Raw genomic sequence first — 25,869 nt, 5'->3', positions numbered from 1 at the left:
CTCAATAATTGAAAGAATGTTTGCCACGGACACTCACGGACTTGCACGGACAAAAACAAGAATTCTTAATCACTTGTCCGTGAGCGTCTGTGAGTGTCCGTGGCTAAAAAATCAGTTAATCCAAACAGCCCATTCGTCTGCGTTAAAGCCCACGGTTACTTCGTCACCCCGCTCAACCACAGGGCGTTTAATGATGGAAGTATTCTCCAGCATGATCTGGTGGGCACTTTGGGCGTTAATGGTATCACGAAGCTCGTCGGGAAGTTTTCGCCAGGTCGTGCCCCGCTTGTTGATCAGGGTTTCCCAACCTATGGCCTGCTCCCACTGGCTCAGCTTCTCGCTGGTCAGGCCGTCTTTCTTGAAGTCGTGGAATTCGTAGACGATGCCGTTGTCGTCCAGCCACTTACGGGCTTTTTTCACGGTATCGCAGTTCTTGATGCCATATAACTTCATGCTTTGAAACCTTTTACAAAATCGACGATTCGCCGGGCTGCTTCCACACACTCCTCCAGCGGCGCTACCAGCGCCATGCGCACTCGGTTCTCACCTGGGTTGTGGCCATCTACCGTTCGGGACAGGTAACGGCCCGGCAGCACGTGCACGTTCTGTTGTGCGGACAGCTCCTTGGCGAAGGTTTCATCATCCATCGGCGTTTCCGGCCATAGATAGAAACCGGCATCCGGGAAGTCCACGTTCATCACTTCGCGCAGGATGGGCACCACCGCTTCGAACTTGGCCCGGTAGGCGGCCCGGTTTTCCCGCACGTGGTCTTCATCACTCCAGGCGGCAATGCTGGCCAGCTGGTTGTGAACGGGCATGGCGCAGCCGTGGTAGGTACGGTACTTCAGGTAGCCGGCCAGTACCTCGGCATCACCGGCCACAAAGCCGGAGCGCAGGCCGGGCAGGTTGCTGCGCTTGGACAGGCTGTGGAACACAACGCAGCGCTTGAAGTCGTGACGACCGATGGCCGCACAGGTTTGCAGCAGGCCTTCGGGCGGGTTGGCTTCGTCCGGGTAGAGTTCGGAATAGCATTCATCGGAGGCGATCAGAAAATCATGACGGTCGGCCAGTTCGATAACCTTTACCAGGGTTTCCCGGGGGATGACTGCGCCGCTGGGGTTGCCCGGGGAGCACAGGAACAGGATTTGGCAGTCTTCCCAGACCGATTCAGGCACCGCGTCGAAATCCGGAATAAAGCCGTTGCTGGCGTCGCAGGGCAGGTACACCGGGTCCGCCCCGGCCAGGAACGCTGCGCCTTCGTAAATCTGGTAGAAGGGGTTAGGGCTGACAACAGTAGCTGGTTTACTGGCATCCACCACCGCCTGAACCAGGGCGAAAATAGCCTCACGGGTGCCGTTGACCGGAACCACGTTGTGAGCCGGGTCCAGACTACCTTCGGCCAGCTGGAAGCGCTTGCTGGCCCAGTGGGCGATGGCTTCGCGCAACTCATCGATGCCTTTGGTGGTGGGGTAGTTAGCCAGTTTGTCCAGGTTGTCGGCGATCACCTGCTTCACAAACGCCGGTGACGGGTGCTTGGGTTCGCCAATGCCGAGTGATATTGGCTTCAGGTGGTCCGGCACGGTGATGCCGGCTTTCAGTTTGGCCAGCTTTTCAAACGGGTAAGGGTGAAGTCTTTCGAGATTCAGGTTCATTCAATATCGTCCAGCATTTGGCAAAGGTCCTGTTGCAGGGCCTGGCACACGCCCGGGTCGCGCAGCGGCTCGCCATGTTCGTCGGTGATGAAGAATACGTCTTCTACGCGCTCGCCCAGGGTGGCAATCTTGGCGTTGGTCAGTCGCACCCGGTGTTCCAGCAGCACCTGGCCAATGCGGGCCAGAAGGCCGGGGCGGTCCGGGGTGATGACTTCCATCACGGTGCGTTGATTGATGGTGTCATTGGAGAAGGTCACTTCGGTTGGGAAAGCGAAGTGCTTCAGCTGCCGGGGGGTGCGCCGGTGGATAATGTCCGGGTAGTCTTCCGGGTCATCGAGTTCTTCGATCAGACGCTTGCGCACTCTTTCCTTGCGGGTCGGATCAACGCCCAGTGGCTGACCCTGTTCATCCAATACCACGTAAGAGCTGATCGAGTGGGGGCCTTCGCTGGAGTTGATGCGGGCATCTACGATGTTCAGGTTCAGCTGTTCCAGCACCGCCGTGGTTGCCGCAAACAGGGCAACCCGGTCTTTCATGTAGATAATGATCTGTGAGTAACCGTCCGTCGGCCCGCCCCGGGTGTCACGAATCAGCACCAATGGGTCCGGGTTGTCGCCGTGGCGAATGATGGCTGCCGTCTGCCAGGCAATATCTACGGTGGAATCCTGCAGGAAGTAATCCTCGTCTACGGTTTCCCAGATAGGATCAATCTGCTCATCGGTCATCTTCTGTGCGTGCAGGATCTGACGGGCTTCCTCCCTGGTGGCGCGTATCCAGGCCTGGCGGTCGACTGGCGTGTCGGTGCCACGGCGCAGGGCGCGCTTGGCTTCAATGTAAAGCTGGCGCAGCAAGGATGCGCGCCAGGTGTTCCAGAGTTTTGGATTGGTGGCGCTGATGTCGCACACCGTCAGGATGTACAGATAATCCAGGTGGGCCTGGCTGGGCATGGCGCGGGCAAAGGCCTGGATGATGTCCGGGTCTGAAATGTCCTTGCGCTGGGCGGTCATCGACATCAGCAGGTGGTTTTCCACCAGCCATGACACCAGTTGGGTGTCCCGCTCACTCAAGTGGTGGCGTTCACAGAAGGCTTCTGCGTCAATGGCGCCCAGTTCTGAGTGGTCACCGCCACGGCCCTTGGCCACATCGTGATAAAGGCCAGCAATAAACAGCGTTTCCAGTTTGGGCAACCGATGAATCAGCCGGGACGCCAGAGGGTATTCGTTGCGAACGTCGGTACTGTTCAGCCGCGCCATATTGCGGATCACGCGCATGGTGTGGGCATCGACCGTGTATATATGAAAGAGGTCGTGCTGCATCTGGCCGATGATCTGGCCAAACTCCGGCAAGTAGCGGCCCAGTACGTTGTACTTTTTCATGGCAGACAGAGTCTGGTCCAGCGCGTGTGGCGTGCGCAACAGTTCCATGAACAGGGTGGTGACTGCCAGATCTGACCTGAAGGCGTCGTCAATCAGGTGTCGGTGGGCCCTTAACGAGCGGATGGTGGTCGCCCGTATGCCCTTGATTTCAGGGTGCTGGGCCACCAGCACGAAGATTTCCATGATGGCGTAGGGGGCGTAGGCGAACACCTGGTTGTTGATGGCTTCTATATACAGGTTGCGAATCTGGAAGCGTTTGTTCAGTGGGCGGATTTCGTCTTCACTGCCCTCGCCAATAATGGCTTCGTCGTAGTACTGCAGGATAACGTCAGCCAGCTCTGCCAAGGCCAGTACGGTGCGGTAGTAGGACTGCATCATCAGCTCGACGCCCAGCCGTTTGCCTTCATCTTTGTAGCCGAGCATTTCCGCGAGCGCACGTTGGTGGTCGAACAGCAGCCGGTTTTCATTGCGGTCGGCAATCAGTTGCAGGCCATAACGCAATTGCCACAGGAAGGTTTCGCCCTGGTGCAGGATCTGGTGTTCTTCTTCGGTCAGAATACTGAAGCGGGTGAGGTCGGCAATGTTCTGCAGGCCGAAGTGGCGTTTGGTGATCCAGCCGATGGTCTGGATGTCCCGAAGTGCGCCGGGGGAACCTTTAACGTTAGGCTCCAGGTTGTATTCGGTGTCGCCGTATTTTTTGTGGCGCTGTTGCTGCTCTTCCCGCTTGGCCAGGAAGTAGTCACGATCCGAGCTGACCTCATCGGAATAGACCAGCTCACTGAGCTCTGCCCGCAGTCCATCGGGGCCGGCGATGGTTCGGGTCTCCAGCAGGTTGGTCAGGATGGTGATGTCCTGCCGGGCCGAGGATAGGCACTCTTCCATGCTGCGCACGCTGTGGCCGATATCCAGCTTGAGGTCCCAGAGCAGGGTAACGAAGGCGCCCAGGTCATCCTGCCAGGCCTCTTCTATACCGTGGCGGGTCAGGATAAGCAGGTCTATGTCTGAGTGGGGGTGTAGTTCGCCGCGCCCGTAGCCGCCGACGGCGACCAGGGCAATGTCGGAGGAGCGGGAAAACGGGTACCGGTTCCAGATCAGCCGGAGCACTTTGTCTATGGTGTTGGCCCTGGCATGAACCAGGGCTCTTACATCGGCACCCTGGCGGAAAGCTTCGGCGTCAGCATTATAGCTTTCCCGTAACAGTTCCCTGGCGGCAAATACCGGTGAGGTGTCGTTGCTGATACGGGATTCCAGCTCGCTTCGGTCCACTTAGAATGACTCTTCCGATCGTTTAGTCAGCACTTCATAGCCGTCAGCGGTCACCAGGATGGTGTGTTCCCACTGGGCAGACAGCTTGTGGTCCTTGGTGACCACGGTCCAGCCATCGGCCATCAGTTTGGTTTGGTATTTGCCCTGGTTGATCATCGGTTCGATGGTAAAGGTCATGCCTTCCTGCAGTTCCATACCGGTGCCGGGCTTGCCGTAATGCATGACCTGCGGCTCCTCGTGGAACCCCTTGCCAATGCCATGGCCGCAGTAGTCTCTGACCACGGAATAACGATGCTTCTCGGCATGCTGCTGGATGACGTGGCCAATGTCGCCCAGGCGGGTGCCGGGTTTGACCAGTTCAATACCTTTATACAGGCACTCCTGGGTGATCTGGATCAGGCGTTCGGTACCGGGCTTGGGTTTGCCAACAACCCACATCTTGCTGGTGTCGCCGTGGTACTCATCCTTTATAACGGTGACGTCGATGTTAATGATGTCGCCGTCTTTCAGAATTTTCTTTTCGGTTGGGATGCCGTGGCAGATCACATGGTTGACCGACGTACAGATGGATTTCGGGAAACCCTTGTAGTTGAGCGGCGCTGGAATAGCCTGCTGTTTGTTGACGATGTAATCGTGGGCGATGCTGTTGAGCTCCTCGGTTGAAATTCCGGGCTTTACGTGTTCGTCCAGCATTTCCAGAACTTCGGCCGCCAGCCGGCCGGCCACGCGCATTTTTTCAATTTCTTCGGGAGTCTTGATGGATACTTGCATCGCTATACCTGTTGATTTGCATCAAACAGGCATTTTAAGGGCCTGAGGGGTCAGGTACAAGGCGAGCTGCCTGCTATCGTGACTATAGGGTTGCGCTAAAAATAATGGCGCCCCGGTGTCGCTTTATGGTATAAACGCGCCCGCCGGAAACGAATCCGGCAAATTCACACACGTGTCAGCACGTTGTCCCAGGGTGCCAGCTCCTGTTTAAAGGAGGCTGGTTGGGGCAATCGGACGCGTGGAGGACTAACCCGAAGCTAAAAGGTAAATATCATGGCTCAGGTAAATATGCGTGACCTGCTTAAAGCAGGTGCTCACTTTGGTCACCAGACCCGTTACTGGAACCCGAAAATGGGTAAGTACATTTTCGGTGCCCGCAACAAGATTCACATCATCAACCTTGAGCAGACTGTTCCTGCCATGAACGAAGCGCTGAATGTGATTCAGCAGCTGGCAGAGAGCAAGAACAAGATCCTGTTCGTTGGTACCAAGCGTGCTGCGTCCAAGATCATCAAGGAAGAAGCTCAGCGTTCCGGCCAGCCCTACGTTAACCATCGCTGGTTGGGTGGCATGCTGACCAACTACAAGACCATCCGTCAGTCTATTCGCCGCTACCGTGATCTGGAAGCCCAGAGCAAAGACGGTACTTTCGACAAACTGACCAAGAAAGAAGCCCTTGAGCGTACCCGTGAAATGGACAAGCTCGAGCGCTCCATCGGTGGTATCAAGGATATGGGCGGCCTGCCCGACGCGCTGTTCGTTATCGACGTGGATCACGAGCGTATCGCTATCAAGGAAGCCAACAAGCTGGGTATTCCTGTTATCGGTGTTGTTGATACCAACAGCGATCCGGACGGCGTTGATTACGTAATCCCGGGTAACGATGACGCCATCCGCGCCATCCAGATCTACGTGAAGGCTGTTGCCGATACCTGCCTGGAAGCTTCCCAGTCTGCAGGCGCTGGTGCTGACGAGTTTGTTGAAGTAAGCGAAGACGCTGCGGGCGCCGCTCCGGCTGCCGAGTAACACTTAAGCTTCACGTTTGAGTTGTAAGGTATGCCCGCTCGTTAAACCGGGCATACCTCCCCACCGAATTCGGAAACGATTAAGAGGACTGAACATGGCTGCAATTACCGCTGCAATGGTCAAAGAGCTGCGTGAGCGTACCGGCCTTGGCATGATGGAATGCAAGAAGGCACTGGTTGAAGCTGGTGGTGACGTTGACGCCGCAATCGAAGAGCTGCGCAAGTCTTCCGGTCTGAAAGCCGCCAAGAAGGCCGGCCGTACCGCTGCTGAAGGTGTTTCTCTGGTTAAGGTGTCTGACGACAACACCGTTGCCTACATTCTGGAAGTGAACTCCGAGACAGACTTCGTTGCTCGTGACGACAACTTCATGGGCTTCGCCAACGACGTTCTGAACGTTGCTTTCGAAAAAGGCGAAACCGACGTTGCGGCCCTGATGGCTGGCGATCTGGAAGCCAAGCGTGAGGCTCTGGTTCAGAAGATCGGCGAGAACATCACCGTTCGTCGGATCATCAAGGTAGAAGGTCCGGTTGTGGGCGGTTACGTTCACAGCAACAACAAGATTGCCTCTGTTGTGGCCCTGACCGCTGGTAACGAAGAGCTGGCTCGCGACATCGCGATGCACGTGGCTGCTGTTAACCCGCGCGTTGGCAAGCCCGACGACATGCCGGCTGAAGAGCTGGAAAAAGAGAAAGAGATCATCAAGGCGCAGCCGGATATGGAAGGCAAGCCTGCTGAGATCATCGAAAAGATGATGGGTGGCCGTATCAAGAAGTTTCTGGCTGAGAACAGCCTGATTGAGCAGCCGTTCGTCAAGAACCCTGACCAGAAAGTGGGCGACCTGATCAAAGCTGCCGGTGGCGAGCTGGTTGGTTTCGTTCGCCTGGAAGTGGGTGAAGGCATCGAGAAAGAAGAAGTGGATTTCGCTGCTGAAGTGGCTGCTGCCGCTGGCACAGGCAAGGCCTGATCCTCTTCTGAGCGCTGTCACGCAAGGTGGCAGTGCTTACCTGAGTCTGCCACGTCAGTCGGGTACGCCCGGCTTTCGTGGCGGGCTTGTATCTGAGATACCCCTTTTTCGAGGAGTATGTCAGATACAAGCCTGAAACGGGTTTGCGCCGGATAGCCAACAGACGATAAGGGGATCACCATGCCGACATCTTCAAAAAACCAGCCCAGATACAAGCGTGTTCTGCTGAAGCTCAGTGGCGAGGCCCTGATGGGCGATCACGATTTCGGTATTGATCCCAAGGTTCTTGATCGCATGGCGCTTGAAATCGGTGCCCTGGTCGGTATTGGCGTACAAGTGGGGTTGGTGATTGGCGGTGGTAACCTGTTCCGGGGGGCAGCGCTAAGTGCCGCTGGCCTTGACCGTGTGACGGGGGATCACATGGGTATGCTGGCCACGGTCATGAATGGTCTGGCCATGCGTGATGCGCTTGAGCGTTCCAATATCCGGACCCGTGTGATGTCTGCCATTCCAATGAGCGGCATTGTTGAGCATTATGACCGCCGGCGAGCAGTACGTGACCTGAAAGAGGGTGACGTGGTTATTTTCAGCGCAGGTACCGGTAACCCGTTCTTTACCACAGACTCCGCCGCTTGCCTGCGGGGTATCGAGATCGAGGCCGATGCCGTGCTGAAGGCCACCAAGGTTGACGGCGTCTACAATGCGGATCCCCATCTTGACCCCAGCGCTGTAAAATACGATTACCTGACCTACGATGAGGTTCTGGACAAAAAGCTCGGGGTGATGGACCTCACGGCTATCTGCCTGGCCCGGGATCACGGTATGCCGCTACGAGTGTTCAACATGAGCCAGCCCGGCGTACTGACCCGCATTGTGACCGGTGAGAAAGAAGGCACATTGATTGAATAATTGGTTGCCGGCTGCAGAAATCTGGCCGGATACTGCACTATAACCAGACGAACGTTTCGAGGATGCTGACGTGATTAACGATATCAAAGCAGATGCCGAGAAGAAGATGAAGAAGAGCCTGGAGGCTCTGCACTCGGCTTTCAACAAGATTCGCACCGGCCGTGCCCACCCTGCGATTCTGGACAGCGTGATGGTGAACTACTACGGTCAGGAAACGCCGTTGAAGCAGGTTGCCAGCGTTAACGTTGAAGACAATCGCACCCTGATGGTTGCCCCGTGGGAGAAGAATCTGGTTCCCACCATCGAAAAAGCCATCATGACGTCGGATCTGGGTCTGAATCCGTCTACCAGCGGTGATGTGATTCGAGTGCCCATGCCGATGCTGACCGAAGAAACCCGTAAGGAAATGGTCAAGCAGGCGAAAGCGGATGCGGAGCATGGCCGGGTGTCCATCCGTAATGCTCGCCGCGATGCCAACAGCATGATCAAAGACCTGCTCAAGGAAAAAGAGATCAGTGAGGACGATCAGCGCCGGGGCGAAGACGAAGTCCAGAAACTGACTGACAAATACATCGCTGAAGTCGACAAGATGCTGAAGGCGAAGGAAGAGGACCTGATGGCGGTCTGATCGCCGGGTCCATTCAGTAGAAAGCACGCGGCGGGGTGGATGCTCCGCCGCACAGAGGGTTTCATGACGGCACAAATAACCGCAGAAATTCCGGTGATGGCAGACAACTGTCCCCGGCATGTGGCCATTATCATGGATGGCAATAACCGCTGGGCCAAGGCTCATCGGCTCAAGGGAGTGGCTGGTCACAAGGCTGGTGTGGATGCGGTAAAGGCCGTGGTGGAAACCTGCGCCAGGGAAGGGGTGGAGGTACTCACTCTGTTCGCTTTTTCCAGTGAGAACTGGCGTCGCCCGAAAGACGAAGTGTCGGCGTTGATGAGGCTTTTCCTGATTGCCCTTGAGCGCGAGGTCCGGAAGCTCCATCGCAACAATATCCGCTTGCGCATAATCGGTGATCGCTCGGCTTTCAATCCGGCGCTCCAGGAACATATGGACAAAGCCGAGGCCCTGACCCGCGACAACACAGCGATGACTCTGGTGATTGCGGCGAACTACGGGGGCCACTGGGACATAACCCAGGCAACCCGAAAAGTGGCAGAGCAGGTTCGGATTGGTCAACTTGAACCGTCAGACATTACCGACGACCTGATCCAGCAGCACCTCAGTATCGGCGACCTGCCGATGCCGGACCTGATGATCCGTACCGCCGGCGAGCAGCGCATCAGCAACTTCCTGTTGTGGCACCTGGCCTATACCGAGTTCTACTTTTCCAGCGTTTACTGGCCGGATTTCAAGGCTGAGGAAATGCGCAAGGCATTGGAAGCCTACAGCCGTCGCCAGCGTCGTTTCGGGCAAACCGACGACCAGATTGCGGCGCGAGCTTCACAACAATAACGATACAGCGACTTATACCGTGTTAAAAACCCGCATCATCACAGCTCTTATTCTTGCTCCCATCGCGATTGGCGGCATCTTTTTTACGTCGCCCCTGGGGTTTGCCCTGTTCACCGGCGCGATTATTACCTTGGGTGCCTGGGAATGGGCGAATATGTCGGGCATTGAGGCGCAGCCGGGTCGGGTGATCTACGCCGCTGTTGTTGCGGCGTTACTCTATGGGCTGCTGAACGTGCCTTCGGTGGCTGTGCTCTGGCTTGCCGTGATTTGGTGGCTGGTGTGCTTCTGGCTGGTGCGCCGGTATCCGGCTGGATCGGATTCCTGGGGTGTCGTGCCCGTGCGGGCGGTGATGGGCCTGCTGGTGCTGATTCCGGCCTGGGTGGGGTTGAACCACCTGCGAACCGGAGGTTTTCAGTTCGGTGACCTGGCAGATAACCGTCTGGCGATCCTCTACATATTTCTTGTGGTCTGGGTGGCTGATATTGGCGCCTATTTTGCGGGCAGAGCGTTCGGCAAGGCCAAGCTGGCGCCCCGGGTCAGCCCTGGTAAGTCCTGGGCCGGTGTGTGGGGAGGTCTGGCGGCGGTCGCCTTGCTCGCCGTTGTTGCCAGTCTGCTGGCTGCCGCCACGCCTGTTCAAATGGCTCTGTTGATCGTTGCCACATTGGTCACCGGTTTTGTGTCGGTGCTGGGCGACCTTCTTGAAAGCATGCTCAAGCGATTCCGGGGGATCAAGGACAGCAGTCAGTTGCTGCCCGGCCATGGCGGGATCATGGATCGCATTGATAGCCTGACCGCCGCCATTCCTGTGTTTGCCCTGATAATCACCCTGCTGGGTTGGTTGACCACCGGTCACTGGTAACTATGACAACACGTTGCATTACCGTATTGGGGGCAACGGGCTCTATCGGGCTCAGCACCCTGGATGTGATTCGCCGACACCCGGGCCGGTTCTCGGTCTACGCGCTGACAGCGGGCACAAGGGCATCGGAATTGGCGACCCTGTGCCGGGAGTTTCGCCCCAAGGTTGCTGTCATGGCCAGTGAACCTGCTGCGGACCAGCTCAGGGAGTTGCTGGTCGATTGTCCGGATATTCAGGTGCTTGGCGGTGAGGCAGGGCTCTGTGCCGTAGCCGCTGCGAAAGACGCCGACACCGTCATGGCCGCCATTGTTGGCGCCGCGGGACTGGCACCCACCTTATCGGCGGTGCGGGCCGGGAAACGGGTACTGCTGGCCAACAAGGAAGCGTTGGTGATGTCTGGCCAGTTGTTTATGGACGCGGTAATCGCCTCAGGCTCGGAGTTGCTGCCCATCGACTCCGAGCACAACGCCATTTTCCAGTGTATGCCAGCAGACAAAATTCGGGATCCGAAGGCCGCCGGTATTACCCGGATCCTGCTGACCGCCTCTGGTGGGCCGTTTCGAACCCTGGCAGCAGAAGAGCTCCGCAGCGTTACTCCGTCTCAGGCCTGTGCGCACCCGAACTGGTCGATGGGCCAGAAGATTTCGGTCGACTCCGCCACGCTCATGAACAAAGGGCTGGAGCTGATTGAGGCCTGCTGGCTGTTCAATACCACGCCAGACCGGGTTGAGGTTCACGTTCATCCGGAGAGTATTATTCATTCCATGGTGGAGTACACGGACGGTTCCGTTCTTGCCCAACTTGGAAGCCCGGACATGCGTACGCCAATTGCCAACGGGCTGGCCTGGCCCGAGCGTATCGAAGCGGGGGTTGCACCTCTGGACCTGTTTGCCATTGGTAAATTCCATTTTGAACGACCGGATCTCCAGCGCTTCCCCTGCCTGCGGCTGGCCGCCGAGGCTTTTGCCAGTGGTGGCACGGCACCAGCGGTGCTGAATGCCGCCAACGAGGTGGCAGTGGAGGCGTTTCTGGACGGCAAGCTGTGCTTCGCCGATATCCCCGTTATCATAGAGCGGACTTTGGCGGCGACGCCGGTCGTTCCGGCGAGCGACTTCGATACCATATTTGGGAAGGATGCCGAGGCTCGCAGCCGGGCCAGGGAACAGATAAGCCTGCTGTCTGTCTGAGTCCTGCGGGAATGTTCATCTTGGCCGACGGCCTCAAACCGGAAACTCTATGCAGATTATTCAAACCGTTCTGGCACTTGCGTTAACACTGGGAATCCTGGTGACCCTGCACGAGTATGGTCACTTCTGGGTGGCCCGGCGGTGCGGGGTCAAGGTGCTCAGATTTTCTGTGGGCTTCGGTAAACCCTTGTTTTCCTGGTACGATCGCCACGGTACCGAGTTTGCGGTGGCGGCGATCCCGTTGGGCGGCTACGTCAAGATGCTCGATGAACGGGAAGGCCCCGTACCGGAGGGGCTGAAAGATCAGGCCTTTACCTCCAAGCCGCCGTCCCAGAGAATTGCCATCGCAGCTGCCGGCCCGCTGGCGAATTTCCTGTTTGCCATATTCGCCTACTGGTTGCTGAGCGTAGTGGGTGTAACAACCGTTGCGCCGGTGGTAGGGGATGTGACGCCCGGCAGTGTGGCCGACAGGGCAGGGTTGCAGCAGGGCATGGAAATCCATGCTGTGGATGGTCACCGGGTGACGTCCTGGCGTGATATTAACATGCGCCTGTTGGAGCGAACCGGAGAGCATGGCCTGGTGACACTTGAGGTGTCACAGAACGGATCAAGGGGCACAGTCGACGGAGCCCTGAATGGCTGGCGCCTGAGCAATGATACGCCCAACCCCCTGGCAGAATTTGGTATCACGCCCTGGCGACCGGCGGTGCCGGCTGTGTTGGGGCAGGTCACCAGCGATGGCCGGGCTGCTGCCGCAGGGCTTCGGAGTGGCGATCGTATTGTTGCCGTGGACGGCGAGCCGGTGGCCGACTGGTTTGCCCTGGTGGACTATATCAGGAATGCGCCTGAAACCGACCTTGAGCTGTCCATAGAGCGTGATGGGACGCCCCTGGAGCTTACCGTTCGCCCGGCTACCCGAACCCTCGACGATGGCCAGGAAATTGGCTTCGTGGGTGCAGGTGTCGAAGCGATCACCTGGCCAGACGAGTTGCTGCGTGAAGTTCGTTACGGCCCCTTTGCAGCCATTCCGAATGCGGTGCATCAAACCTGGGCGGATACCCGACTGACGCTGGTGGCCATCAAAAAAATGGTCACGGGCCTGTTGTCGCCCACCAATCTGAGTGGGCCGATTACCATTGCCCGAGTGGCTGAGGCCAGTGTCAGTTCCGGGTTTGAAGATTTTATCCGTTTTCTGGCCTACCTGAGTGTCAGCCTCGGGGTGCTGAATCTTTTGCCGATTCCTGTATTGGATGGTGGCCACATTGTGTATTACACCATCGAGGCCATACGCCGAAAGCCGGTATCTGAACAGGTTCAGGCACTTGGATTACGAATTGGTATGGCTTTGATTCTGACTTTAATGGTGTTTGCTCTTTACAACGACCTGATGCGGTTGTGAGAATTGCGGGCTCCTTACCGCACATTAACCAGGCGATATAACTGAATGAGACGTTCCCTTCTAGCTGTAGCCGTTGGCCTAGCCATTACCGCAACTGGTATCAAACCTGTGCTGGCGGATGAATTCACGGTAGCGGATATCGAGGTAGAAGGCCTTCAGCGGGTTTCAGCGGGCTCGGTCTTCTCGGCTTTTCCGGTAAACATTGGCGAACAGATCGACGAGACCCGTCTGGCCAATGCCATCAAAGAGTTGTTCAGGACCGGCCTGTTTACCGACATCGAAGCCAGCCGTGACAGTGGTGTACTCATTTTGTCGGTCAAAGAGCGCCCTTCCATTTCGTCCATTGAGATCGACGGCAACAAGAACATCGAAACCGATATGTTGATGGATGCGCTTGCGGGTGCCGGGCTTGAAGAAGGTCAGGTTTTCCGCAGGGCCACCCTGGAGCGGCTGGAGCTTGAGATCCTGCGCTCTTATATCGCACAGGGCCGTTATAACGCGCGAGTGCGTGCCACGGCTGAAGAGCTTCCAAGAAACCGGGTAGCGGTTCGTCTTGATATCAACGAAGGCACCGTTGCCTCGATCAAGCACATTAATATTGTTGGAAATCAGGATTTCAGTGATGAAGAACTGATCAGCCTGTTTGAGTTGCGCACCAGCAGCTGGTGGAATTCCATTACCAATAAAGACAAGTACGCCCGGGAGCGCCTGAGCGGTGATCTGGAGTCGTTGCGTTCATTTTATCTCGACCGCGGTTATCTGGATTTCACCGTAGAATCCAGCCAGGTGTCCATTTCACCCGACAAGCAGCAGGTATTTATCGCCATCTCCCTGGATGAAGGCCCCCAGTACACGATTTCGGACATTCGCCTTCGAGGCAACCTGATCGTCGAAGAAGAAGAGTTGCGCAAACTGATCCCGGTTAAAGAGGGAGATGTGTTCTCCCGCGCCCAGATGACCTCCATCTCCGAGGCATTGTCTTTCCGTCTCGGACGTGAAGGTTACGCCTTTGCCAACGTCAATGCCGTCCCTGAACCCGGCGAAGACAATACAGCGGCGGTGACCTTTTTTATTGAGCCGGGCAAGCGCGCTTATGTCAGGCGTGTGAATTTTGAGGGCAATATCTCCACCAAGGATGAAGTGTTGCGTCAGGAAATGACCCAGATGGAAGGGGGCGTTGCGTCATCTGATCGCATTGAGTTCTCTAAAACTCGATTGGAACGTTTGGGCTTCTTCCAGACCGTGGATGTTGAAACCGTTCCGGTACCCGGAACCGATGATCTGGTGGATGTGAATTACAGTGTCAGCGAACAGCCTACAGGCAGCTTGTCTGCGTCTATTGGTTTCTCCCAGAACTCCGGTGTCATTCTGGGTGCGGCGGTTTCTGAGAACAACTTCTTTGGCACGGGTAAGCGGGTGTCGTTTGGAGTGAATGTCAGTGACTCCGTAAAAAGCGCCAACATTTCCTATCTGGATCCGTACTACACCGTCGATGGTGTTAGCCGTGGTTTCAGCCTGTTTGCCAGAGAAACCGATTTCGAAGAGCAGGATATCTCTTCCTACTTGCTGGACGAATACGGCGCCAGGCTGACCTTCGGATATCCGACAGACGCCATTACCCGGCTCAATTTCGGTGTGGGTGTCACCCAATCCAACCTGAAGCCGGGTATCTTTTCCTCTGTTGAAGTGAATGACTTTATCGCCGACGAAGGTGACTCATTCACAAACTATTTCCTGTTCGGCAGTTGGCGGCGCAGCACGCTGAACCGTGGCGTGCTGCCTACTCGCGGTTATAGCCATTCTCTGTCGCTGGATGTGGCGGTGCCCGGTAGTGACCTCACGTTCTATAAGGCCACCCACAGAACAGATTTTTATTTCCCGCTGGTAGATACGCAGCGGTGGGTGGTCAGGGCTCGCACTGAGGTGGGTTACGGGGATGGCTATGGCGATCGTACCCAGATGCCGTTCTTTGAGCATTTTTACTCCGGCGGTTATGGTTCCGTGCGTGGTTACCGTGCAAATTCCCTCGGTAATCGTGCTGAGCCGTCAGAGTTTGATTTTTCCAGTCCAGACCCCTTCGGCGGTAACCTGCTGACTGAAGCTGGCCTGGAACTGATTTTCCCGACACCTTTTGCAGGCGACACACGTTCCATGCGTACGTCGTTGTTCCTCGACGCGGGGCAGGTGTTCGATACTGATCGCGGGTTTGACCCGGAACTGAAGGAGGTAAGGACGGCGGCAGGTGTTAGCTTCCAGTGGATTACCGCGGTTGGTCCGCTTGCTTTCAGTCTGGCGAAACCGCTTAATGACAAGCCGGGCGATGATACTCAGGTGTTCCAGTTCTCGCTGGGGCAAACCTTCTGATTGCAGTAAACAGAAAAACAAAGGATGAAACACAGGAGATTCCCGATGAAACGTCTATCTGCCATTGTTGGCGCAACTCTGATGGCATTCTCGCTGCAGCTCGCAGCGGAGACTAGAATTGGCGTGGTTGACCTGCGCCAGGCGTTGTTTTCGTCCAACGACGCACAGTCATTCAGTGAGAAACTTCAGCAGGATTTTGCCGGCGAAGAAGCCAAGGTTCGTGAGGCTCAGGAACAGGCCCGCAAGCTGAAAGACCGGCTCGAGAAAGATGGCGCCATGATGAATGAAAGTGAGCGCAACAAGCTGACGGGGGAGTTTCAGGAGAAAGTACAGGAATTCAATTTCCTTAAACAGCGCCTGGATCAGACGGTTAGCCAACGTAAGCAGCAGTTCCTGGAGAATGCCCGGCCTGAGGTCGATGCGGCTGTTAAAGAATTGCTGGACGAGCACAATCTGGACCTGATCCTGCCGAGCGAAGCGGTAGTCTACGTAAAGCCGGAGATGAACCTGACCGACGAATTGCTCGAGAAACTTAACCGATAAGCTGGCCACGCCCTGTTACTACCGCATCGGGAGAAGGTTCAATGGTGCAAAAATCCTTTCGTTTGGAGGAGTTGGCCGAGGCGTTGGGTGCGGAGCTAAGGGGAGATCCGGATACAGTGATCTCCGGCTTGGCGACGCTGCAGGCAGCGGGACCCGGGCAGCTGAGCTTTCTGGCCAACCCCGCCTATGCCAAGTATCTGGGCCAGACCAGGGCGTCTGCGGTCATTGTGTCGCCAGCTAATGCTGCCGATGCTCCGACCAATGTCCTGTTATTGGACAATCCTTACCTGGGCTACGCTCGCATCAGTCACTGGTTTGACGCCACGCCCGTCCCGGTTGCCGGTATTCACCCGAGCGCCGTGGTTGATCCCTCCGCTACCGTTGCTGAATCTGCTAGTGTCGGCCCGCACGTGGTTATTGAAGCGGATGCGCAAATCGGAGATCAGGTGGTCATAGGTGCAGGCTGTTTCATCGGAGCCCGTTCCCGGATCGGTGATCAGTCAGTCCTACGCCCGCGAGCTACCCTGGCCCATGATGTGGTGCTCGGGCAGCGTTGTCATATTCTCAGCGGGGCAGTCATCGGTTCAGATGGCTTTGGTTTTGCCAATGAGCGTGGTGTGTGGCACCGCATTGCTCAGGTTGGGGGCGTGGTGCTCGGGGATGATGTAGAGATTGGTGCAAATACCACGATCGATCGGGGTGCGGTTGACGACACAGTGATTGGCAATGGTGTAAAGATCGATAACCTGGTTCAGGTTGCGCACAACGTGCGCATTGGCGACCACAGCGCCATGGCCGCGAAAGTGGGTATCGCCGGCAGTACAAAGATTGGTCGGCATTGTGTGTTTGGAGGCGCCGCTGGTGTTGCCGGCCATCTGGAAATTACGGATCAGGTTCAACTGACTGGAATGACGATGGTCACAGGGGACATTGCAGAGCCCGGGGTGTATTCGTCGGGTACCAGCGCAGATACCAACCGGCAATGGCGAAAGAATGCGGTACGCTTCAGGCAGTTGGATATTCTGGCGAGGCGGATCAAGGAACTGGAAAAGAAGCTAAAGGGCTGAGGCCAAGCAAGATGATGAAGATCGATGAAATTCTGGAGTATTTGCCGCATCGCTATCCGTTTCTGCTGGTGGACCGGGTAACCGAAGTCGAAAAAGGAAAGTCGATTAAGGGATACAAGAATATCTCCTTCAATGAGCCTTTCTTCACCGGGCATTTCCCGGACAACCCGATTATGCCCGGGGTGCTGATTATTGAGGCCATGGCGCAACTTTCCGGAATTCTCGGTTTTGTGACCGTGGAACGGAAACCGTCTGATGGCGTGATACAATATTTGGCTGGCTCCAGTAAAGTGCGCTTCAAGCGTCCCGTGCTGCCGGGAGACCGCCTGGATATGGAATCCGAGTTTGTGTCTGGCAAGCGTGGTATCTGGAAATTCGAATGCCGCGCATTGGTGGACGGAGAAGTCGCGTGCGTTGCAGAAATATTGACCGCTGAGAGAGAAGTTTGATGGCGACAAATGACTGGTCGGGTGTCCATCCTCAGGCGATTGTGGACCCGTCAGCCAAACTGGCGGATAACGTTACGGTAGGTCCCTGGAGTTACATTGGCCCGGGAGTGGAAATCGGTGAGGGCACCGAGATTCTTTCCCATGTGGTGATCAAGGGCCCGACGGCTATCGGTCGCAATAACCGCATTTTCCAGTTCTCCAGTATCGGGGAAGAGTGTCAGGACAAGAAGTACGCCGGTGAGCCAACCACACTGGTGATCGGCGACAACAACGTTATCCGCGAGAACTGCACCATCCACCGTGGAACCATCCAGGATCGGGGCGAAACCCGCATTGGCAATGGCAACCTGCTGATGGCCTACGTGCATGTTGCCCACGACTGCTGCGTTGGAGACAACACCATTCTGGCGAACTGTGCCACCCTGGCGGGTCACGTTACCGTGGGTGATTACGCCATCCTCGGCGGCGGCACCATGGTGCATCAGTTCTGCCATATCGGGCCTCACAGCATGGCGGCCGGTGGCAGTATCGTGCTCAAGGATATCCCCGCTTATGTCATGGCTAGCGGGCAATCAGCCCAGCCCCACGGCATGAACGTGGAGGGGCTTAAGCGCCGGGGTTTCAGCAAGGAAGTTTTGTTGACCTTACGCCGGGCCTATAAGGTGATCTACCGTCAGGGCCTGACCACAGAGCAGGCACTGGAAGAACTTGAGGGCAGCTTTGCTGACGTGCCAGAGGTTCGCCCGCTGATCGACTCGCTCCGGGGAGCGGATCGCGGCATCATCCGCTGATCCGGCAGGAGGCTGCCGGTGACGCACGCACAGGCTGACATGGTCAGTTCCCGCAAGTTGACCATTGCCATTATCGCCGGTGAGGCATCGGGGGATATCCTCGGTGCCGGGCTTATCCGGTCTCTCCGCAAACGCTATCCGAATGCTCGCTTTGTCGGTATTGGCGGCGACGAAATGATCGCTGAAGGCTTTCATTCTTTGGTCCCCATGGAGCGGTTATCCGTTATGGGGTTGGTGGAAGTATTGGGGCGTATTCGCGAATTGTTCAGTATCCGCGCCCGCTTGCTGGACTATTTTTTCGCTACGCCGCCGGATGTCGTGATTGGCATTGATTCTCCGGATTTCACCCTGGCTATCGAGCGCCGGTGTCGGGAGGCAGGTATTCCCTCGGTTCATTATGTGAGCCCTTCGGTATGGGCCTGGCGTCAGAAGCGCATTTTCAAGATTGCCAAGTCTGTGGACCTGATGCTCACGCTGTTTCCCTTTGAAGCCCGTTTCTACGAAGAGCACCAGGTGCCGGTCGCTTTCGTGGGGCACCCCCTGGCTGATCGTATTCCCATGGAACCGGATACCGGCTCCGCCCGGGAGAGCCTTGGGCTTGAGCAAGACAAGCCGGTACTGGCTGTCTTGCCTGGTAGCCGGGGGGGGGAGGTGGAACGCCTTGGGACGCTGTTCCTGGAGGCATCCCGATGGCTACAGGCCCGCAGGCCAGATATCCAGTTGGTGATTCCCTGTGTAAACCGGGACCGGGAACGGCAGGTTCAGGGGTTGGTGGAGTCCTTGGAAGTCAAGTTGCCGGTCACGCTGGTTCGTGGCCGCTCCCGGGAGGTGATGGCTGCCAGTGATGTGGTGCTGCTTGCCTCGGGTACCGCGACCCTCGAAGCGATGTTGCTCAAAAAGCCAATGGTGGTGGGCTACCGACTGAGCAACTTCAGTTACAAGTTGCTGTCGCGACTGGTAAAAGTGCCCTGGGTGGCGTTACCGAACCTGCTCGCCCAGAAACCATTAGTGCCGGAACTGTTGCAGGACGATGCCACCCCTGAAAGTTTGGGTGCTGCTGTGCTTGAGCGGCTGGAAAACGAGCAGGAGCGGGCCGACCTGAAGCAAGCCTTTTCCGACCTTCACCAGTCGCTTAAACAGAATGCCGATGAACGGGCTGCCATGGCGATTTCCGAGTTGCTGGAGCGCCAGGGCTGATGGCCGGCAAAGAACTCCCACCGTTTGAGTGCCGTTATCAAGGCTGGCGCCTTGCAGGTGTGGATGAGGTTGGCCGGGGGCCCTTGATCGGTGCTGTCGTTACCGCAGCGGTTATCCTGGACCCGGAGCGTCCTATTCAGGGCCTGGCGGATTCCAAGACGCTCACTGAGAAGCGGCGCCTGGCGCTTTATGACGAGATCGTTGAGAAGGCCGCGGCTTGGTGTCTGGGGCGCTGTGAGCCTGGCGAGATCGATCAATTGAACATCTACCAGGCGACGATGCTGGCCATGAAGCGAGCGGTGGATGGCCTTTCCATAGCACCGGAATACGTGCTGGTAGACGGCAACCGCTGCCCGAACTGGCGCTGGCCCTCAGAACCGGTGGTAAAAGGGGATAGTCGGCACCCGGCCATCAGCGCGGCGTCGATCATTGCCAAGGTGACCCGTGACCGGGAAATGGCGCTGTTGGAGCAAACTTACCCGGGTTACGGCCTGGCGCAACACAAGGGATACCCCACGCCGGTGCACCTGGAAGCGCTGATGCGCCTGGGGGCAACGCCGGAGCATCGCCGATCTTTTCGGCCGGTTCAGGAGGCAATCGATTCCGCAGGTTTCTTTCAGCCGGGTCGCGAGAGTGTGGCTCCCGAATTGAGTTATCCCACCGACTTGTTTGAAAATATGGATTGACAGGCTGAGTGGTGCGCTGTAATATTCGCGCCACGTTGATCGGGGCAACCCCGGTAAACAAAAGATTTCGTTAAAAGTTTTGATGCGGGGTGGAGCAGTCTGGTAGCTCGTCGGGCTCATAACCCGAAGGTCGTAGGTTCGAATCCTGCCCCCGCTACCAATCAGAAAAAGGCCGGCTTTTTAGCTGGCCTTTTTCGTTTTCTGCGCCCGATAACCTCCTGAACTCATCTCTTATACGATCTGCGTTTGGCGTTTTGCCTGATCGGATGCACAATTTTTCACCAACTGTAAAGTCAAAAAAATGACAATTTTCTAACTTCAAAAATGACGTCATTCGCATCATCATCCGATCCGATTTTATAGAATTTCACAAAGTCGACGGAATAATGGTGCAAGTAGCCAATGAAACGCGTCATCAAATTGTCAAAGGCATGGACGGCCGCGTTTTTACTAGGGATTCTGCTCACCGGCTGTGGTGGAGGTGGCTCCGATGTCGGGAGTAGTGCAAATACCTCGGGCTCCAATACCTCCGGTAATGTTGGGTCAGGCCCTTCGGGTGTGCAGCCTGAGCTGGCCCGTGCAGCTGTCCTGAGTTGGTCAGCACCCTCTACCCGAGTCAATGGCGACGGTATTGCCATGGGTGAGCTCGACAAGTATGTGATCCGGTACGGCCAGGACGTCGAGAATCTGTCTGGTGAGGTGATCATTGGCGAGGCCGACGTCTACCCGGAGATGAGTTACACGGTGGATAATCTGGATTCCGGTACCTGGTACTTCACGATCCAGGTGCAAGATAAGCAGGGTCTGGTCAGCGAGCCCTCAGCGCCTGTCAGCAAGACCATTCGGTCCTGAGGGGCGTGAGCAAGTCATGGCATCGGGTCGGCAATGGGCAGTTTCAGGATGAAAGTGGTGCCTTCGCCTGCGGTGGATTCAACAGAGATGTCGCCCCGATGTTTTTCAACAACGGTTTTCACGAACGACAGGCCCAGCCCGGTGCCGTGGGTGCCTGCCAGCTCACTGCGTTTCTGCCGGTGGTAGCGATCGAACAGCATCGGTAGTTCTGCCTGATCTATCCCGCTACCCTCATCGGCGATGGCGAGGCATGCCAGGTGGCCAGCGCGGTATACCTGAACCGTGATTGCAGATCCCGACGGGCTGTATTGGACTGCATTGGTCATCAGGTTAATGACTGCCCGTTCCAGCAATTCCGCATTCCCCTTCAGCCAGAGGTCCTCGGTGCCAATCACCTGCAGACTGATCTGTTTTTCCTGTGCCTGCTCACACACGCTGTCCCGTGCGTTTTCTACGATAGCCAGAAACTCACACTCGTAGAACCGGGTTTCCGTCAGCTGCTCGGCCCGCGCCAGCTGCACAAATTCTTCCGCCAGGTGGTAGCTGCGCCGGGCCAGTCTGCCCAGTTGTTCAAGCTGGCGCTCATCAATATGGCTAGGGTCTCGTTTCAGTTGCTCAATCAATGCCAACTGAGACACCAGCGGAGAGCGAACATCGTGGGAAATAAAGTCGATGGCTTCCCGGTGCTGCCGCTGCTGCTCCCGAAGCTCGGAAATGTCTGAGATGTTGGCGATGATTCCGAATTGATTGCTGTCTGGCAATGCGAACGGTGCCAGGTGAATCAGGAAGTCCTTGTTGTGAATTTTGAGGTCAACGGTTCGGCTTTGCCGAAGGGTCAACGTCTCAGACACGGTTTCATACCAGGGCGCCGCGTCCCTTGGGTCATGGCCTTCCAGCAGGCGCGTCAGGGGTAGTCCGCTGAGGCTCGGCATGGGCTCCCGGAACCAGGCTTCAATGTGCCGGTTGGCGAAGCGGATAACACCCAGCTCATCCGTTACGATTATGCCGTCTGGCATGCGCTCGAAGCTATGGCTGATGAATGCCTGCATCTGGCTGAGGCGCTCGGTGGCGGTTCGGACTTTTTCAATGCGCCGGGACAGGTTCTCCTGGGCGCCCGGCTCAAGGGCGGGCGCGCTTGGGTCTTCCAGTTTAAGGTTCTGCAAGTACAGCTGGATAACTTCCCGGCTCAGGTCATCCGGGAGGGTGAGCCCGAGCAGGTACCCGCTGCCGCCGCGAATAAGGCGTATCCAGCTCTGGTTGCCATGATGACTCCATTGCCCGACTTGGATGTTGGTCGGGACATCGGCCAGTGTCATGCCTTTGACTGCCAGCAGGTCTCTGCCTTCCGCCAGCAGCCAACCCTGGGGCTGTAGTAGCGCGCTCAGGTGTTCGAGAAGTTGGTGAGGGTGCCTGCGTGAGGGGTCTGGCAAGGCAAGTTGCGGTGTTCTGGCCAAGTCATCCAGTTGACGGTTCAGGAAGCGGTTGGCCATCGCAAGCCGAAGACCGCTGGCCACCGGCAGAGCGATCATGGGCAACAACAGGGCATTGGCGGCTGACAGGTGGTAATGCAAGCTGCGTAGGACCACAAAGTAGGTGATCAACACCAGGACAAAACCTGTGCTACAGGCGAGGACGGTGGCTGCGGGCTTGAGTCTCGGCAGGGAGTTGGCCAGGCCAAGGAGGATCACCAGTGTCAGTGCAATGGAGGCCCAGCCAGGTGCGGAGGAGATCAGTGTGCCCTGGCGACTGGCGGAATAAACGTTGGCGTGGAACTCAACGCCACTCATGGGCCTGCCCAGGCCGGAAAACGGTGTACTAAGAATATCGCCAAAACCGACCGCCGTGGCTCCGATGAAGACGGTCTTGCCAGCGAAGGTCTCCGGGGGCACGGCGCCGTTCAGCACATCGACGTAGGAATGGGCAGGGATTGTATCTGCTCCGCCGGCCAGTGGCACAAAGCGGAATTCGCTGCGGACGTTGGTATAGGCAGGCGCATCCGGTGCGTGGCCACTGGGGTTGACCCGATCCTGTGCCGCCAGCGCCAGCGCGGGCCAGCGATGATTGCCCAGGCTGTTGTAAAGGTACAGGCCGCGGGCCACGCCATCGTCTTCCAGCTCAATATGCACGTGCCCGAGTGCAGCAGCTGTCTTTTCCAGCAGCGGTGCGGGCAGTTGTTCGGCCATCCGTTGTGTTGGTGTTGCCGGTGAGTAGTGTATGGGCAGCACAACCCGGCCATGGCGCTCCATGGCGTCTGCAAGGGCCTGGTCGCTGGGGGAGGGTTCAGGAAACAGGATGTCCAGCACAATGACTTCCGCGCCGGCCTCGGCAAGCTGGTCAATCAGCCGGGCATGGAGGTTTCGGTCCCAGGGCCAGCGCCCGAGCGCGTCCAGGCTATGTTCATCGATGCCCACCAGAGCCAGGCGGTCATCAACGGGCGCGGACCAGGTGGTGATGGCTTTGTCGTAAAGCCAGAAATTGATGCGCTCTTCCAGGGTGGTTATCTGGAGTAATAGCAGGATGCCTGTGAGCAGTAAGCCCAGAGACCAGGGTGTCGTCTTTAAGGTTAACCAATCCCTTCTCATGGGCCGTGCGGTTCGTTCTTGTTGTGGAGGTATTTAATCCAGGTAAAGCTCCCTCCCCGGGCCCCATCGGCTTGCCAGCGGACCATCAGAAAGAGCTTTGACGCGCACAAAATACCTTCTTCCGGGAATCAGGCGCAAGGCCGCTGTGGTATCTGCCACGTTTGCTTCCTTGATAATGTTGTTGAATTCGGGCTCTTCCGATAGTTGGAGGCGATAGTCTTTTGCGGTATCCACCTTCTCCCAGAACACGCGCACCTGGTTGTCCAGGTAGTTGATGCTGATGATTCGTACCGGCGGCAACGTGCCGTTCACAACCAGTGACCGGGGCTGGGACGCGGCCACGGAGTTACCGCCGGCCTCGCTGACCACTCGCCAGTAGTACTGGCCGGGGCTTAGCGGTCGGGAGGGGAGGGCTCGGTTGTCTGGCGCCCATTCACTGGAGGTAATCAGCCGTCGGAATTCTTCATCTTCTGCGATTTCAACCCGAGCAACTTCGTTGGTACCGTTCAGGCGCCATTGGAACTCTGGCATGTCGTCATTCACGCTCTCACCGGGTTCTGGCGAGAGCAGATCAGGTGTTCGTGCCTGCAGGTCAACTTCGATCGACGTGATGGCCGGCATTCCGGTGATGCCCTGACGATCCAGTGCGGCCAGGTGGAGTTCGTAGCGCCCGTTGTCCAGTTGGCTAATGTCAAAGCGATGGCCAGGCATTTCCCGACTTTGCAGCCAGGTGCCGCCATCCTCTTCGAAGATATCGACGCGATACCGGTTGGCGCCGTCCTGCTGCCAGCTGAGTTCAGCCGGTAGCTGTGTGAGAACCGGAGTGATGGGGTTGAGCACCGGGGCCGGTGGTAGCCGGCGGATGTTCATGGGGGTGGCGCTCGCGGTGGACACGCTGGCGCCATAGCCTGCAGGAATCCGGCGTATCTGGCCCGGCTGGCCGAAATCAACCACGCCCTCGGTTACCTGAACGCTGCTGCCAGAGGCGGATGTCTGCATGGAAAACACGGTACCTCGAACAGCGGCGACCGCTGATGGGGTTTCGATTTCGAACCGGGCACCATCTTCCAGCACCGGTTTTACTCGGGTATGCACCTCGCCCCGTTGAAGGCGAACACGGGTATCTGCCATTCCGGCTTTGCCGTATTGGGTGAGGCGGTTGAAAATGAGTCTGGAATTGGGCGCCATACGCAGTTCGGAGCCATCAGCCAGGACGATAGTCGCGGTGCCAGCAGAGGAGATCACTTCATCGCCCACCCGGATGACAGAATTTTCGGTCAGTGACGTTTTCTGGCCGGTGGTGCCCGATACGTGAATAACATTACCGCTGGCGGAGCTAACCCTGGCGGGCTCGGGCTGGCGCTTCAACCAGGCCAGAGGAATGCGAATTTGTTCCCCGGCAGACAGCCTGGCGTTACCGGGCAGGTTATTGTATTGCAGCACCTGGCCAATGGTTACCCGGTCCATCAGCAAGGACTGGCCGATGTCGCTGAGTGTCTCACCGGAGCGGAGCGTATACACCCATTCCTGGGTGCTTTCCGATTGCTGAGCGGGCGAGGCGGAAGAAGAGCCTCGGGCAACCGATATCTCGGCGGCAGCCACGCCGGGCAGCAGGCTGGTTACAATCAACAGGAGCAAACCTGTGACGCTTTGGCGTTTTCGGTCAAGCATTGGTTGCACTGTCTTCCCGGGGCTCGTCAGCTTCAGTGGCTTTGATCGCTTCCAGGCGATAGCCGCGCTGGTAAATGGTCTTGATGCGGAATCCGTTCTCCGGATTTACACCCAGCCGGCGGCGTAATCGGCTCATGTGGGTATCAACGGTCCGGGTGTTGATATCCCGGGCAAGGCCCCACACGCGTTCCAGCAGCATCTCGCGGGTCAGGAGCCGGCCCTGGTTCTGAAACAGGAACAGGGTGAGGTCGAAGTCCTTGTCGGTCAGGGTAAGCGGTTCACCGTGCAGCAGGATGACTCGTTGCCGGGTGTTGACTTCAAACGGACCGTAAACCAGCACTTCTTTGTCACTGTCAGGGTTGCTGCGGCGGGCCAGGGCATTGATCCTGGCGGTGAGCTCGGCCGCCCGGGCCGGTTTAGACAGGTAGTCGTCGGCGCCGGCATCCAGCGCCCGGACGATGTCGGCCTCGCTGTCCCGCTGGGTCAGGAAAATGGCCGGAATGGGCCAGTCCAGCTGGGCGCGCACATTCTCCAGCACGTCGATACCGGTCATGTCTGGAATTTGCCAGTCCAGGATAATCAGGTCATAACTTCGGTGCAGAACGGCACCGAGAAAGGCCTGGCCGGTGGGGAAGCTGTCACAGTGATGACCTTTCTCGGAGAGAATGGCTTGAATGTGTTGCGCTTGTTCATGTTCGTCTTCCAGCAGAGCAATGCGCATTGAGCTTGGCCCTCGATGGTGTTGCCGATTTCGTGGTCTTGGCACAGAGCGGAGTAGAAATCCCCTGCATTAGAG

23 protein-coding genes and 1 tRNA gene are annotated in these 25,869 nt (G+C 57.2%); 17 read left to right on the top strand and 7 right to left on the bottom strand.

The window, feature by feature from the left end; all coding sequences use genetic code 11:
- Window positions 1-111 precede the first annotated feature (111 nt).
- From ASQ50_RS04005 to map, 4 genes are read right to left on the bottom strand one after another with little or no spacing between them, the layout of a single operon-like run.
- Window positions 112-453, bottom strand: coding sequence for an ArsC family reductase (locus ASQ50_RS04005; RefSeq protein WP_058090264.1), 342 nt, complete (start codon window positions 451-453; stop codon window positions 112-114).
- Window positions 450-1,652, bottom strand: coding sequence for a succinyldiaminopimelate transaminase (dapC, locus tag ASQ50_RS04000; protein ID WP_058090263.1), 1,203 nt, complete (start codon window positions 1,650-1,652; stop codon window positions 450-452). The genes ASQ50_RS04005 and dapC overlap by 4 nt, the downstream gene beginning before the upstream one ends.
- Entirely contained in the window at window positions 1,649-4,294 is a 2,646-nt protein-coding gene (locus ASQ50_RS03995; protein ID WP_058090262.1) for a [protein-PII] uridylyltransferase, read from the bottom strand. Before ASQ50_RS03995 ends, dapC begins: the two co-directional genes overlap by 4 nt.
- A complete protein-coding gene (gene map, locus ASQ50_RS03990; protein ID WP_058090261.1) occupies window positions 4,295-5,065 on the bottom strand; it encodes a type I methionyl aminopeptidase in 771 nt (256 codons plus the stop codon). It lies immediately after the preceding gene.
- Between the two features lie 273 nt (window positions 5,066-5,338).
- Here map and rpsB point away from each other — a divergent pair, with 273 nt between their 5' ends.
- The 17 genes from rpsB to ASQ50_RS21320 all read left to right on the top strand — a co-directional run bounded on the left by rpsB (window position 5,339) and on the right by ASQ50_RS21320 (window position 20,820).
- Window positions 5,339-6,091, top strand: a complete 753-nt coding sequence (rpsB, locus tag ASQ50_RS03985; RefSeq protein ID WP_058090260.1) for a 30S ribosomal protein S2 — start codon at window positions 5,339-5,341, stop codon at window positions 6,089-6,091.
- Between the two features lie 94 nt (window positions 6,092-6,185).
- Window positions 6,186-7,055, top strand: a complete 870-nt coding sequence (tsf, locus tag ASQ50_RS03980; protein WP_058090259.1) for a translation elongation factor Ts — start codon at window positions 6,186-6,188, stop codon at window positions 7,053-7,055.
- A 180-nt stretch (window positions 7,056-7,235) separates the two neighbouring features.
- On the top strand, window positions 7,236-7,964 hold the full coding sequence (gene pyrH / locus ASQ50_RS03975; protein WP_058090258.1) for a UMP kinase: 729 nt from the start codon (window positions 7,236-7,238) through the stop codon (window positions 7,962-7,964).
- 70 nt (window positions 7,965-8,034) lie between these two features.
- Window positions 8,035-8,592, top strand: a complete 558-nt coding sequence (gene frr, locus ASQ50_RS03970) for a ribosome recycling factor (RefSeq protein WP_058090257.1) — start codon at window positions 8,035-8,037, stop codon at window positions 8,590-8,592.
- Between the two features lie 63 nt (window positions 8,593-8,655).
- On the top strand, window positions 8,656-9,426 hold the full coding sequence (gene uppS, locus ASQ50_RS03965) for a polyprenyl diphosphate synthase (RefSeq protein ID WP_058090256.1): 771 nt from the start codon (window positions 8,656-8,658) through the stop codon (window positions 9,424-9,426).
- A gap of 19 nt (window positions 9,427-9,445) precedes the next feature.
- The gene (locus ASQ50_RS03960; RefSeq protein WP_058090255.1) at window positions 9,446-10,285 is read left to right on the top strand and encodes a phosphatidate cytidylyltransferase; all 840 of its coding nucleotides are present in this window, start codon (window positions 9,446-9,448) and stop codon (window positions 10,283-10,285) included.
- A 2-nt stretch (window positions 10,286-10,287) separates the two neighbouring features.
- Window positions 10,288-11,472: a 1-deoxy-D-xylulose-5-phosphate reductoisomerase gene (gene ispC, locus ASQ50_RS03955; protein ID WP_058090254.1), complete on the top strand. Its 1,185-nt coding sequence runs from the start codon at window positions 10,288-10,290 to the stop codon at window positions 11,470-11,472.
- Window positions 11,473-11,521: 49 nt separating this feature from the next.
- Window positions 11,522-12,871, top strand: coding sequence for an RIP metalloprotease RseP (gene rseP, locus ASQ50_RS03950; RefSeq protein WP_058090253.1), 1,350 nt, complete (start codon window positions 11,522-11,524; stop codon window positions 12,869-12,871).
- 45 nt (window positions 12,872-12,916) lie between these two features.
- Window positions 12,917-15,235, top strand: coding sequence for an outer membrane protein assembly factor BamA (gene bamA, locus ASQ50_RS03945; protein ID WP_058090252.1), 2,319 nt, complete (start codon window positions 12,917-12,919; stop codon window positions 15,233-15,235).
- A gap of 45 nt (window positions 15,236-15,280) precedes the next feature.
- Complete coding sequence (locus tag ASQ50_RS03940) at window positions 15,281-15,778, top strand: OmpH family outer membrane protein (RefSeq protein WP_058090251.1); 498 nt, start codon at window positions 15,281-15,283, stop codon at window positions 15,776-15,778.
- A gap of 41 nt (window positions 15,779-15,819) precedes the next feature.
- Entirely contained in the window at window positions 15,820-16,845 is a 1,026-nt protein-coding gene (gene lpxD, locus ASQ50_RS03935; RefSeq protein WP_058090250.1) for a UDP-3-O-(3-hydroxymyristoyl)glucosamine N-acyltransferase, read from the top strand.
- A gap of 11 nt (window positions 16,846-16,856) precedes the next feature.
- A complete protein-coding gene (gene fabZ, locus ASQ50_RS03930) occupies window positions 16,857-17,294 on the top strand; it encodes a 3-hydroxyacyl-ACP dehydratase FabZ (protein ID WP_058090249.1) in 438 nt (145 codons plus the stop codon).
- Window positions 17,294-18,085: an acyl-ACP--UDP-N-acetylglucosamine O-acyltransferase gene (gene lpxA, locus ASQ50_RS03925; RefSeq protein WP_058090248.1), complete on the top strand. Its 792-nt coding sequence runs from the start codon at window positions 17,294-17,296 to the stop codon at window positions 18,083-18,085. The genes fabZ and lpxA overlap by 1 nt, the downstream gene beginning before the upstream one ends.
- A 39-nt stretch (window positions 18,086-18,124) precedes the next feature.
- Window positions 18,125-19,282, top strand: a complete 1,158-nt coding sequence (lpxB, locus tag ASQ50_RS03920) for a lipid-A-disaccharide synthase (RefSeq protein ID WP_058090290.1) — start codon at window positions 18,125-18,127, stop codon at window positions 19,280-19,282.
- On the top strand, window positions 19,282-19,968 hold the full coding sequence (rnhB, locus tag ASQ50_RS03915; RefSeq protein WP_058090247.1) for a ribonuclease HII: 687 nt from the start codon (window positions 19,282-19,284) through the stop codon (window positions 19,966-19,968). Before lpxB ends, rnhB begins: the two co-directional genes overlap by 1 nt.
- A gap of 83 nt (window positions 19,969-20,051) precedes the next feature.
- Window positions 20,052-20,128, top strand: a tRNA-Met gene (locus ASQ50_RS03910).
- 242 nt (window positions 20,129-20,370) lie between these two features.
- The gene (locus tag ASQ50_RS21320; protein ID WP_227513258.1) at window positions 20,371-20,820 is read left to right on the top strand and encodes a fibronectin type III domain-containing protein; all 450 of its coding nucleotides are present in this window, start codon (window positions 20,371-20,373) and stop codon (window positions 20,818-20,820) included.
- A gap of 14 nt (window positions 20,821-20,834) precedes the next feature.
- Here the strand turns inward: ASQ50_RS21320 and ASQ50_RS03900 are convergent, their stop codons facing one another.
- Genes ASQ50_RS03900 through ASQ50_RS03890 form a run of 3 tightly spaced genes read right to left on the bottom strand, consistent with a single transcriptional unit; the run spans window position 20,835 to window position 25,794 of the window.
- Complete coding sequence (locus ASQ50_RS03900; protein ID WP_058090246.1) at window positions 20,835-23,402, bottom strand: CHASE2 domain-containing protein; 2,568 nt, start codon at window positions 23,400-23,402, stop codon at window positions 20,835-20,837.
- Window positions 23,403-23,435: 33 nt separating this feature from the next.
- Window positions 23,436-25,073 carry a FecR domain-containing protein gene (locus ASQ50_RS03895; RefSeq protein WP_058090245.1) on the bottom strand — a complete coding sequence of 546 codons (1,638 nt, stop codon included), beginning with the start codon at window positions 25,071-25,073 and terminating at the stop codon, window positions 23,436-23,438.
- On the bottom strand, window positions 25,066-25,794 hold the full coding sequence (locus ASQ50_RS03890) for a response regulator transcription factor (RefSeq protein WP_058090244.1): 729 nt from the start codon (window positions 25,792-25,794) through the stop codon (window positions 25,066-25,068). Before ASQ50_RS03890 ends, ASQ50_RS03895 begins: the two co-directional genes overlap by 8 nt.
- Between the last annotated feature and the right edge of the window lie 75 nt (window positions 25,795-25,869).

This window comes from Marinobacter sp. LQ44 (assembly GCF_001447155.2).
Lineage (GTDB): Bacteria > Pseudomonadota > Gammaproteobacteria > Pseudomonadales > Oleiphilaceae > Marinobacter.
The sequence above is the reverse complement of the archived record's forward strand: the minus strand, read 5'-3'. Positions and strand labels throughout refer to the sequence as shown.